Below are 11733 nucleotides of genomic sequence, written 5' to 3'. Positions count from 1 at the left end.
TGGAGCCTCGACCCGTCCACCCGGTGCAGCGACGACCGCCTACTGCGACGTGCCGAGTGGACGCAGGAACACCGCGTCGGAGCCGGACGGATCCGGTGCGGTCCTGTCGGACGATCCAGGCGCCTGGATCGGCGCGGCGGGCGACGGATGTGTCATGACAGATCCCGACGACACCTCGACCGGGAACGGGCCGAAGCCGTCCGGCTCATCCGCCGCATCCGCGGTCGGCTCGCCGCGGTCGCCCTCGGCGAGCTTCTTGCGGATCGCGCCGACGTTCTTGTCCGTCCCGAGGAAGCCGTGGACCTTGGCGATCAGGTCGAGCGTGTCCGCGCCTACCGCCTCGGTAAGCCACAGGCCGAGCTCCTGGCGAGCAGACAGCAGCTCCTCCTTCTGGCGGCGCTGCTCGGCACGGATCTGGGCCTTGATGCGGCGATCGATTTCGCGGCGCTCGTTCTTGAGCTCGTCAATCGACTTGGTCACCTGGCCACCGCCTCGACGGGGCTCGGCTCCGATAGACGTGCGCATCCTTCGTCCTTCCTGGAAGACAGACCTTCCGCTTCCGGGATGGACTATCGCGACGCGCCCATCACTCGGTAACCACGCGTAAAAGGCGTGAAGAGGCGCCGTTCGGACGTGTCCTCCGGCTGCCCGGCGGAGCCAGATCAGGGGTCGGCAGAGCCGACCCGAGGAATGGGTGGAGACCAGGGCACGCGACCGCGTGCCGGGCTTCCGCGTCGTGAGCGACGCGAACTGTTCTGCGCGCACCGCGCGCCTTCACCTACCGCTGCTTCCTCAGGAGGAACGACCTATGACTGCGATGCCTTTCGATCACGCTGATGCCGACGATGTTCTGCTGCTCGAGGACTTCTGGAGTGACGACCTGTTCAAGCTGCTCAAGCAGAACCGCGGGTGGTCCGAGGAGTACCTCGACGAGATCAACGACCCCACACACGAGGAGCTCCAAAACGTCGAGCAGATGCTCGAGGAACTGCGACGCATCCAGAAGGCCCGCAAGCAGATCATCGTCGTCCCCGACTTCGACATGGACGGCATCACGTCCGGCGTGATCGCCTACGCCGGACTGAACGAGCTCGGCTTCGACGCGCACCTGTACGTGCCCGATTACCGACGCGGACACGACATCACGCCGGAGACCGTCCAGGACATCCGCGCGCAGTTCCCGACCGCCGCGGCGATCATCACGACCGACGCCGGAATCAACAGCCGAGAAGGAATCGCCGAAGCGCGCCGACTTGGACTGCGCACTCTGATCACCGATCACCACGTCGAGCTCGCTCCGGGTTGCAACGCCGACGCCGCCGTGAACCCCGCCCGCATCGGGGAGACGTATATGCACCCGGGGATCTGCGGTGCGCACGTGATCCACCAGGTGCTCACCGCCTACGCGGGACGCTTCGCACAGGACAAAGTCACGGCCATCGGGCTGCTGCGCCTGTTCGCCGGGATCGGCACCGTCTCCGACGTCATGCCGCTGCTGTACGAGAACAGGCGGATGGTGCGCGACTCGCTCTCGATCGCTCGTCTGCTCTACGTCTCCATCCCGCCGGACGATGTCCGCGAGTACAACGTGGAGGACTCGATCCTGATGATCCTGCTGCGCAACCACGACCACCATCCGGCGTTCGTCGGCGCCTTCGAGGGCTTCGCACTTCTGATGAAGGCGTTCAGGGAACACCGACGTCCGATGCTCGACGCGAACGGCAACGCCGTGCTCGACTGGCGTGGCCAGCCCCGACTCGTGTCCGGAAAGCTCCTCACCAACTCCGAGCTGAACGAGGACTTCTACGGCTACTCGCTCGCGCCGGCCTTCAACGCTGTCCGTCGCATCGAAGGGGACATGCACGATGCATTCGGGGTATTCATGGCCGCCACTGCGGAGGAGAAGTACACGCACGCGACGCGGATCCTCGACGGCAACGAGCGGCGCAAGGAACTGTCGGCGTTCTACCTACACCAGCTCTGGACGGAGGTGGAGAGGGGGGACCCGTCGCGGCAGCTGCTGCACCACACCGGCCTGTACTACACGGACGCGCCGGGGGGGATGCTGGGGCTGATGGCCGCGGCCGTCATGGCCCGGACCGGCCGGCCCACGATCGTCGCCCGTCGCCCCGAACGGCCGGACTCACCGATCTCCGGGTCCGCGCGCTCGCCGGAATGGTTCCCGATCATCAGCACGCTGACACCTCTCGGCCACACGGCCGTCGGGCACGAGCACGCGTGCGGGATCCACGCACCGAACACGGTTGAGATGGTCCGGCTGGCGTTCGACATGCACCACGAAGCGAAGGCGCTCAACGCGAGGGCTGTGGCATCGGGTGTGCTCGAGCGAGCCGGAGCGGCGGATCTGATCCTCGGGCCGTCGCCGGACGCGCACGCCGGCCTGGTCAGCGTCGACGCGATCAAGGACCTGGCCGACGACATCCGCACGCTCGCACCGTTCGGGCACGGATTCGAGCGGCCTGTGATCGAGTTGGTCGTCGATCTCGCCCAGTGTGGGATCTCGACGCTTGGCGCGTCCGATCAGCACCTCCGGCTGATCCTGCCGATCGGACTGCGGGTGCTGTGGTGGAACGCCGCGAGCCACCTGCTCGTGCTGCGCCAGATCGCCCAGAGTGCGGTCCCCGGCGGCAGCCTGCTCCGGCTGCGCGTCACGCTCGGGGTGAACAGGTTCCGGGGCGAGCAGAACGTGCAGGCGGTCGTCGACCGGGTCATCGGCGGTGAGCACGCCGACATCTGACGCGCGGGTGACCGCCGGTACGTCGGGTGCCCAACTCGGGAGGGAACAGCGCACATCGGGTCCGCGATGAACGCGGTCCGCGTGCGCCGTTCCCTCCCACACGAATCGCGTGCGCTCGACATGAAGCTGCGCGCGGCCACCGACTGGCGCTCTGCGGAGCGCGGGAAGCGAGCGATCCATGGATCCGGTGACCAATCAGAGCGGTCGTCCGCTGTTCGAGCATCACTGCACGATCTGCGGCCACCGCGGAGACCTCCTTCCCGAGGACGCGGGATACGAACCGGGGTGGGATGCGCCGCCCCGGATCGGGATCTGGGGACTCCTCACGCCGCGGACCTGCCCCGGCTGCGGAACCCGCGGCACCCTCACCTTGGCGCTCGTCGCCGAGGAAGGACCCCGCGGCTACCGATGGCAGATCATCCGCAAGCCGAGGCCTCGAACGTGATCCACATGTACCCGCTGACTGCGCTCGTGAGGGATGCGGTGTGGCCGTGGATCTCGGACTGGATGCAGTCCCCGGGTTTCGGCGGCTTTACCGCCCTCGTCGCGGGCGTTCCTGGCTCGGCGTCGTGGTCGACGACAGGCGCTATGCCGAGCAGTCCGTGCGCTGGCCGAATGTGTCAGGGGTGCTGAGTAGTGTGGTGATCACGCACTGAGTCATCCAAAGGTGCGAGGCCTTCCGGCCGACGAGTGGGTACGCCAAGCAACTGGTAACGGGTTCGGCTAACACGGTCCTCTCGAGAGTTTCGACTTTCGAGGACCAGCTATGCCCTTTCCCGATCCGGCCAGCGCTCCGCTGCTCAGCTCTCTGATCCCTCCCGCGACCCTCGCGGCGTCGCTCGACACGACCGAGCGCACGCTCGCCGAGTGGCGCATCACCGGCCGCGGGCCGAAGTACATCCGCGCGGGCCGCCGCGTCTTCTACCGCCCTGAAGCGGTAGACGAGTGGCTGCTCAGCCAGGAGCACACGCGCACCTCCGAGGAGCGCTCGTGAGCCGCGCCCTCAACCACCTGATCCACAACTGAATAGAGGAACGACCATGGGCAGCGCCTACTCGTACAAGACCACGACGGGCCTCCGCTGGGAGGCCCGCTACCGCCGCCCCGACGGCAAGCAGACCAGCAAGAAGGGCTTCAAGCGCAAGCGCGACGCACTCGACTACATCACCGAAGTTGAGTCGTCGAAGAACAAGGGCACCTACATCTCCGAGAGCGAAGGGCAGGTGACCGTCGGCTCGCTCGGCGAGGACTGGATCATCGCCCACAGCGTTACGATCAAGCCCTCGACCGCTCACAGCGAGGAGAGCGCCTGGAGGGTGCACGTCGAGCCGAAGTGGGGCTCGCGCAAGATCGGCACGATCCGGCACACCGAGGTGACCCGGTGGGTCGCCGAGCTGAGCAAGACCCGCTCGGCGACGACTGTGAAGCGTGCGCATGGGCTGCTCGCGGCGATCCTGGACTCCGCCGTGCGTGACCGCCGGATCGCCTTCAACCCGGCCCGCGAGGTGAAGACACCGCGCAAGAGGAAAAAGGCGAAGCCCTACCTCAACCACGAGCAGGTCGAGCGGCTCGCAGACGCGTCGAAGTATCCGGACTTCGTGAGATTCCTGGCCTACACGGGGCTGCGCTGGGGTGAAGCGACCGGCCTGAAGGTCGTGCATGTCGACCGCAAGCGGCGCCGACTGTGGGTCGAGGAGAACGCCGTCAAGGTGAACGGCCACGTCCAGGTTGGCAGCCCGAAGCCTCACGAGAACCGCTCCGTTCCGTACCCTGCCTTCCTGGACGCCGCGCTCGCTCGTGCATGCAAGGGCAAGACAGCGGACGATCTGCTGTGGCCGGCCGAGCTTGGTGGCTATCTCTCTCAGGGCAACGCGGTGTCGGGCTGGTTCGCCAGTGCCGTCAAGCGGGTGCGGCGTGAGGAGGTCGAGGCCAACGCGGCCGCTGAGGAGCGCGGCGAGGACGCGTCGCCGGTGATGCCGCGCGTCACCCCGCATGACCTCCGGCATACCGCCGCGTCGCTCGCGGTCAGTGCCGGCGCCAATGTGAAGGCCGTGCAGCGCATGCTCGGCCACGCCTCGGCGAGCATGACCCTCGACGTCTACACGGACCTGTTCGAGGACGACCTCAACGAGGTTGCCGAGGCGCTCGACAGGACGCGGGCGGCCGCCCTGGGGAAGAAGTGATCGGTCCTGAGGCCGGTTCGCGCTCCGGCGAGGCTCGCATTGAGCAGTTCTATGGCCTCCGCCGAGCACCGCCGCGCTGCGTCGGCGCGAAACGCCGCACAGCGCTCTCAGCCAAAGTCAGATTCTGTATCCACCGGAAGGAAAGCAATGCGTCTGCCAGGAATGGAACCCTTCAATCCCAACGTCCCCATCCGCCTGGTGCCTGACGGCGACACCTGGGTCGCCCAGTCGGTTGCTTGCAGTCGATTCGGATCAGGCTCAACACCTGCGGAGGCTCTCGCCGACCTCGCGGCGTCGGAAGGGCTCAACGAAGGCGTTCTCGCTCACATCGAGCGCATGCGCGAGGCTCACATCCGTGACGATGCGATTCTCGAGGAGATCTACCGCGCGAAGCGGGACCACCAGCGGCGCAAGGCCGCCGAGCGCAGGATCCCCAACATCACCCCGCTCAGGAGAACACGCTGAGCGGCGAGAGATCAGATCCACGACGAGTGGGAACCCGCTCCTCGTGAAACTCGGCGCCGTCGGTCTACATGGCCGACGGCGCCGATGGTGTGAAGGGGGGAGGTGCGTGGCGGATGGGCTCAGTCCTCGAGAGCGGCGTCGAGCTCCGTGCCGTCATACTCGTCTTCTTCCGCCTTGATTGGCTGCGTCTCGCCGATCGCCGAGGACAGCTTGCGACGGATCCGATCGGCGAGCGCCGCCCGACGCGCTTCGAAGAAGTCGGCGAACTCGTGGGCATCGCGCGGGAGGGCGGTCAGTTCGTTGAGCGTGAGGTAGCTGCGCATCGCGTCCGAGGTCGCATACGCCTTCGCGGCCCACTCGTGCGGCGCGGTCGCTGACTTGTCGATGTTCTCGGGACCTGGAAGGAGTTGCAGGTTCGCCAGGCGATCCCGTAGGCGCGCGAGCTCGTCGATGTCGTCTCGCGTGAATCCCTGTGTCCGGAGCCGCTTCGGGTCGAGGAGGGCCTGGGGGAATACGTGATCGACGTGGAACTGATTCCGCGTGTCGACGTGGTCGAAGAGCATCGCCAGAACGGCGAAGGTGCGTGCGCCGCCGTACGACAACTCCAGGACGTCGTCGATGAGCTCGTCCGTCACCGCCAGCGACTTTCCACGCAGCGCCATGGTCCGCTCGAGCTCGACCATGGGGAACGCCGTGCCGCCGTGCGTGTCGATCACCGTGCGAAGGTCGCGCAGAAGGGTGTCCAACCCCGATCCCCAGACGCCGCGGACGATCAGCGAACGCAACACCCATGATCGCAGCAACGCACGATCCGGGGCGTGGACGACCGCGGTGCGGTACGAGTCATCCACCCCGCGGGAGTGGAGGTAGTAGGCGACCGGGATGATCACACTCTTCGCGGAAAGGGTCGCGTCGGACAATCCGAAGTCGCTCAGCAGGGCGACGGCGAGCTTCAGGGAGTCTCCGATGCTGTCCCACTCCCGATCGAGCGTGGCCATGTTCTCGGAGTTGAAGTTCTTCACCTTGAACGCGATGTCGTTGATGCCGGCGAGCATGAGCCCGGCCTTGAGGACGACGTCCTGGCTGAAGCTGAACCCGGCTCCGGTCTGGTTGAGAGCATCGACGAGACCGTGGATCGCGTCACGCGCGTCGCGCTCCTTCCACTGCGCTGTCGCGATCGACAGCAGCAGGTCACTGTAGGAGAGGACCGTCCCGCCGGAGTTCACTCGGATGAAGATGTCGAGAACGCGTTCCACGTCCTGATCGCTCTCCTCGTACATGTGCAGACTCTGGTTCGAGTGCACCTCGTGGTGCAGCTGCCCCAGCACGTCGATCGCGAAGTCGTTGTTGCCCAGCTCTGCCTGCGCGAGGTCGCGCATGAGCTGAATTGCGCTCGGCGCCTCGAAGACTTTGGTCACCGGGAACCAGTGGTACGCGCGATCCTCGGCGGAGTCGCGTACCTGTTCGTCGGTGAGCAGGCGGAAGTCGTACCGGAGGCCCGCGTCGTTCGGGGCGGCCTCGCTCAGGACGTTCAGGTACAGGCGCCGCGTCGGGTAGCCGCGCGCAGAGTTGTAGCGCGCGTACTTCTCACGCACGGCGTACGAGCCTCGGAGACCGATGTTCAGCGAGGTCAGCCGCTGCTGGCCGTCCAACACGGCGATCACCTGCCGGCTGATCAGGTCGAGGTCAGGATTGTGCCGCTTGTCGAACTGCGAGTAGTCCTTCAGGAACCCGTAGAACTTGAACCGCTCGACCGTCTCCGGATCGATTCGCCAGGCGAGGAAGCTGCCGATCGGATATCCCCGCAGGATCGAGTCGAAGAGCCTGACGACCTGCGACGGCTTCCACACGTACTCGCGTTGGATCGCGGGGAGGACCAGCTCGTTCGCTTGAATCCCGCGTAGCGTTTCGGCGATCGTCTTCGGAGGCAGGTGACCCATGGCACCTGACGTTACAGGGCGCGCTGCTCGGAGCAGGAGCAATCCCTGAATGGGCATACAGCAGCAAGAGCCCTCCATGGGCCCGCCGATTGTCCTCGCCCGGCGCTACGGTCTGAGTAGCAGCAACCAGCGGCGCAGACGCCCTTGCGGAGAGGACAATTGTGAGCAACGAGATCGAGCTCGTCAGCGACGGCGACGGGCTGTCCGTCATCGGAGCACCGGCCGACGTCGAGCGCTTCATGCTCTCCGCTGGCCTCGACAAGGTGCCGTCGCGGGACCTCGATCTGCAGCGACTGCGGTCGTTCTCGGGCACGGGCGGTGCGGCGCTGGGCGTAGCCGCCGACATCGCGCAGAACTCAGGGCGGTGGGTGAAACTCACCGAAGAGTCGGCGAAGGCCGTGAAGGACTTCGGGCTCATGGCCGTGAAGGACGGCCCCGCGAACGTACGTCACGCGATGATCGGGAAGCCGGGAGACATTCAGCAGTGGTTGAAGATCGAGCAGACCGCGACGACCCTACTCGGTGGTCCCTTTGCCCTTGCGGCTCTCGGCACGATGATGCAGCAACGTGCGATGCAGGAGCAGATGGATGCCATCGTCGAGTACCTGAAGGAGATCGACGAGAAGCTCGATGACATCCTGCGCGCGCAGAAGGACGCTGTTCTCGCCGACATGATCGGCGTCGATCTCGTCATCGAGGAAGCGCTCACGGTTCGCGATCAAGTAGGACGCGTCTCGGAGATCACATGGTCGAAGGTGCAGGCGACCGGCCTGACGATCGCACGCACCCAGGCGTACGCGATCCGCCAACTCGACGCCATCGCGGACAAGCTCGAGAAGAAGGCCGACCTCGGCGACATCGCAAAGGCGACGAAGGAAGCCGAGCCTCGGGTGCGCGAGTGGCTCGCCGTCATCGCCCGCACGTTCCAGCTGCAGGACGGCATCTCTGTCCTCGAGCTCGATCGTGTTCTCGACGCTTCTCCGGAGGACCTGGATAGCCACCGCCTCGGTCTTCGTACCTCTCGGCAGAACCGGCTCGACCTCATCGGCCGCAGCACGGCGCGACTCCTGACGCAGATGGACGCGACCGTTCAGCGCGCCAATGCGAAGGTCCTGCTCAATCCGTTCGACGCGCCTGCCGCAGTGAAATCAAGCAACCAGGTCGCCACTGGCGTCCTGGACTTCCGCGGACGCCTCGGCATCGAGTCGGGCCACGAGGCCAAAGACGCGAAGCGATGGAGTCAGGCCTTTGTCGAGGCTGGCGAGAAGGTGCGGGTCTCGGCAACCGAGGGCGCCGCCGCCGCTGCCCGCTTCAGCACGTCGACTGTCGACCGTGCCACCGAGGCGTTCCGCGCTGTCGACATCGACGGCGACGGTATCCCGGACAAGCCGCGCGCCGCGGCTGCAGCCGAAGAGGCTGGTGCCGCGCTCAAGGGCGCTGCTGCCGGGGTGGCTGGCGCGTTTGGCACGCTCTTCGCGCGTAACCAGGCTGACTCGGCCACGGACGGAGCTACGGCTGACGAGTCCTGACACCTTTCGTGCGTTGCGTGCTCCGCACGAGTGATACGAAAGCCCGTAGGTCGCGGAATCCCATGTTTCCGTGCGCCGCGGGAGGCCTACTTTCTTAACGGCGCCGCTAACGGTACGCCCTCGGCCGCGTCTACGAAAGCACCTACTTCGGACGGGCCTGACACCGACGTGCGGATCGCGCTTGATGCGCATGGTGCTCAGCAGCTTGCCGACCTTGTTTCACTCCTGCGAAGGGGGCCGGTCAGGCGAGGGCGTCGATGACTCGGCGGGTCTGCGTGTAAGTGGCGTGCGGGTAGAGCGTCACGGCGGGGAGTTCTTTCAGGCGATCGGGGAGTCGTTCGATGACGACGGCGACGGCGGGCTGGAGGCCCGTGGCGATCTGGAGGGCGAACTCCCGCAGGTGTCCTTCGGCAAGCCCTGCGTCGGCTTCGAGGCGTCGGATGCTGTCGGCGTTGAAGGTGCCGAGGGTGTTCGCTCCGTCGACGGCGAAGGCGAGCTCGACGTTGTCGAAGACGGCAGGGTCGTGGGCGAGGACTTGCTCTCGTAGCTTGAACGGGAGCGAGCTGTTGAGGTCGTAGAAGGGGGCGAGCACGCTCCGACCCGGCACATGGGTGAGGGAGTAGTTCTTGGAGTGGCCGTCGTTGTGACCGATGATCCAAGAGAAGACGTGCAGCTTCGCGAACCGCTCCTTGGCGGTCTTGGCGTCGGCGGCGCTGAGGTTGCGGTCGAAGACGGTGAAGATGTCGCGGTAGCCGGGGCCGCCGTCGGACTCGTACTTCTGAACGTGCGACGTCCCGGTGGCTTGCGCCAGGTCCTCCTGGTGGAGTCGGCCTATGGCGCCGTTATCGTCGAAGCGGTCGAAGCGTTCCACGATGAGGACGTGCTCGCCGTCGAACTCGGCGATCACGGATGCGGCCGCGTCGATCCCGAGCAGGCTCGCGACCTGCAGGGTGATGTGCTCGGTGACGTCGGATCCGGGCAGCGGCTGGATGCCCGGCTTGAAGATGTGTGTCGACGGCTGCCGCCCAGACGGCTCGAGCCACTGGTTGTCGCGAAGGGCGAGCGCGAACTTCCCCTGAGCGCCGCCGAGCGAGAACCCCTCTTCGACGGCGCGGTGCTGCAGCCAGTCGGAGTCGTCTCGACGGATCTGCCGGATCCGGTCGCCGATCTCCTTCTCGGTGAGCGGGCTCAGGTTCTCCTCCTGCCTGGGTGATGCGCCTGCGGGGTAGAACTCGAGCGCGCCGGCGACATCGGCGCCGTAGACAGAGAGCAGGTCGAAGGTGCTGTCGCTGGTCAGCTTCGCTTCCCGCGCCCAGCGGGAACGAACGTCAGCGCGGTCGGGCAGGAGGTTGTCGAGGAACCGCTTGGTGTCGTCGTTCCCGAACGGGGTCGTGACGACGGGGAGTGTCACGGAGATGGGGACGGGGTTGTCCGTCTCGACGTACTCGGGCAGGTAGCGCAGCTGCAGGTTCTCGCCTCGCCGGGTGATCGTGGCGACGTGGGCGTCGTAGAGGTACACGTCGAGGGCGCGGATCATTCGACACCCCCTGCGGCATCCGCTTGGGCCTCCGCGGTGGCCGGGGATCCGGCTTCCACCGCTCGCGGCGGATTGATGAGGACGGAGCCGGGGATCGCGAGACGCTCGGTGAGTCCGCGGGAGGCTTCGCGGATGGAGGCGAGTGCCGCGGGGTCGAGGTTGGCCTCGACCAGCTTGAGGATGCCAGAGGTGTCGATCTTGGGCAGGAGCGAGGGGTCGATCTGGGGCAGCGAGCCAAGGATCTGCTTGTTGAGCGCCTCGAGCGTGTCCGAGCCGATCAGCGGTGCGATGCGCTTGGTGAGTGCGTCGGCCGCAGCCTGGGCGGCGCCCCTCGTGGCGACTGCGGCGGGAGCAACGGGGCGGCGGTCGGTGGTGGCGTCCAAGCGGATGCCGAGGTGGTCGAGGATGACCAGCACCGTGTCGAAGGATGTGCCACCGTTGCCGCGTTCAAGGCGGGCGAGGGACTGACGGGTGATGCCGACGGCGTCGGCGACGTCCTGCTGAGTAAGGTTCCGCTGGACGCGGGCGTTCTTGACCAGGCGGGCGAGGTCTGATGGTGTCTGCAACTTCACGTGGACCACCTCCCATTCGTGTTCGAAAAATGGCACCGCAAGTTGTTGTTCGAAAAATCTACCACCGCGTAGATGTGAGGTAAATAGAACATCTCGCCGATGTATGAAAAATGCAACACGCCACAGTGAGTGCTCCGGCGGGTTGAGATGAAGGAGAAGCCCTCGCTGCGACCTGGCGGTCGAGACGGAAGGGGCTACAGGGTCGGGGGTGGTGGCTGGCTCGTTCAAGAGTTATCCGGCGATCGCGTCAGCGGTTCCGCGCCGACCGACGGGTGACGAGCGCGAGCTCGAGCACGACGTCGCGCGCAACGCGCGCCGCGTCGCATTGAGGTCGGGTGCGCCGTCCGATGATGTGCGTCGCGACGACGACGCGCTCGACGTCGAGTGACTCGACCGCGGTCGCCACTTCGGTGCCCAGGGCGGCCTCGACGGCGGTGACGTCGACGGCCACCACATCGGCCACGACCTCGACGACGACGGCAGTCGCGGCTCGGCCGCGACAGTGGCGCGGCTGTCTTGGGAACATCCTGGTAACAGAACACCTGTGAGCACCTGTTCTCAGCTGCTCCGGGATGTGTCCAACTTCCGCGAAATCACGTGGTTTCAGCCGCGTGCGACGGCAGCGTAAAACCCCGATCAGGGTTCAAATCCCACCGTCACCGCCACCCGAAACCCCCTCTCGCGGGTTGCGTCCAATAGCGTGGTGTACGGATCGGGTGACCGTGTCGCTGCGGACGTAGCGACGGTCA

General features: G+C 66.3%; 10 protein-coding genes. 5 read left to right on the top strand and 5 right to left on the bottom strand.

Features of this window, described 5'->3' with window-relative positions:
* Positions 1-39 precede the first annotated feature (39 nt).
* Positions 40-480, bottom strand: coding sequence for a hypothetical protein (locus tag ABD161_RS07430; protein WP_344001144.1), 441 nt, complete (start codon positions 478-480; stop codon positions 40-42).
* A gap of 328 nt (positions 481-808) precedes the next feature.
* Here ABD161_RS07430 and ABD161_RS07425 point away from each other — a divergent pair, with 328 nt between their 5' ends.
* From ABD161_RS07425 to ABD161_RS07410, 4 genes are all read left to right on the top strand, one after another.
* Complete coding sequence (locus tag ABD161_RS07425; RefSeq protein WP_344001142.1) at positions 809-2758, top strand: DHH family phosphoesterase; 1950 nt, start codon at positions 809-811, stop codon at positions 2756-2758.
* Positions 2759-3524: 766 nt separating this feature from the next.
* Entirely contained in the window at positions 3525-3752 is a 228-nt protein-coding gene (locus ABD161_RS07420; RefSeq protein ID WP_344001140.1) for a helix-turn-helix transcriptional regulator, read from the top strand.
* A gap of 46 nt (positions 3753-3798) precedes the next feature.
* On the top strand, positions 3799-4941 hold the full coding sequence (locus tag ABD161_RS07415; protein ID WP_344001138.1) for a tyrosine-type recombinase/integrase: 1143 nt from the start codon (positions 3799-3801) through the stop codon (positions 4939-4941).
* Between the two features lie 147 nt (positions 4942-5088).
* Entirely contained in the window at positions 5089-5406 is a 318-nt protein-coding gene (locus tag ABD161_RS07410; protein ID WP_344001136.1) for a hypothetical protein, read from the top strand.
* A gap of 119 nt (positions 5407-5525) precedes the next feature.
* On the opposite strand, the gene ABD161_RS07405 is transcribed toward ABD161_RS07410, so the two are convergent.
* On the bottom strand, positions 5526-7346 hold the full coding sequence (locus ABD161_RS07405) for a DUF262 domain-containing protein (RefSeq protein ID WP_344001134.1): 1821 nt from the start codon (positions 7344-7346) through the stop codon (positions 5526-5528).
* 161 nt (positions 7347-7507) lie between these two features.
* Between ABD161_RS07405 and ABD161_RS07400 the strand changes: the two genes are divergently transcribed.
* A complete protein-coding gene (locus ABD161_RS07400) occupies positions 7508-8875 on the top strand; it encodes a hypothetical protein (RefSeq protein ID WP_344001132.1) in 1368 nt (455 codons plus the stop codon).
* 241 nt (positions 8876-9116) lie between these two features.
* Here ABD161_RS07400 and ABD161_RS07395 read toward each other — a convergent pair whose 3' ends face one another.
* From ABD161_RS07395 to ABD161_RS07385, 3 genes are all read right to left on the bottom strand, one after another.
* The gene (locus ABD161_RS07395) at positions 9117-10412 is read right to left on the bottom strand and encodes a HipA domain-containing protein (RefSeq protein WP_344001130.1); all 1296 of its coding nucleotides are present in this window, start codon (positions 10410-10412) and stop codon (positions 9117-9119) included.
* Entirely contained in the window at positions 10409-10984 is a 576-nt protein-coding gene (locus ABD161_RS07390; RefSeq protein ID WP_344001128.1) for a helix-turn-helix transcriptional regulator, read from the bottom strand. The genes ABD161_RS07395 and ABD161_RS07390 overlap by 4 nt, the downstream gene beginning before the upstream one ends.
* A 247-nt stretch (positions 10985-11231) precedes the next feature.
* Complete coding sequence (locus tag ABD161_RS07385; protein WP_344001125.1) at positions 11232-11510, bottom strand: hypothetical protein; 279 nt, start codon at positions 11508-11510, stop codon at positions 11232-11234.
* Positions 11511-11733 lie beyond the last annotated feature (223 nt).

Origin of the sequence: Microbacterium paludicola (assembly GCF_039529675.1) — a bacterium.
Classification (GTDB): Bacteria; Actinomycetota; Actinomycetes; order Actinomycetales; family Microbacteriaceae; genus Microbacterium; species Microbacterium paludicola.
This window is presented reverse-complemented; position numbering and strand designations above follow the sequence as displayed.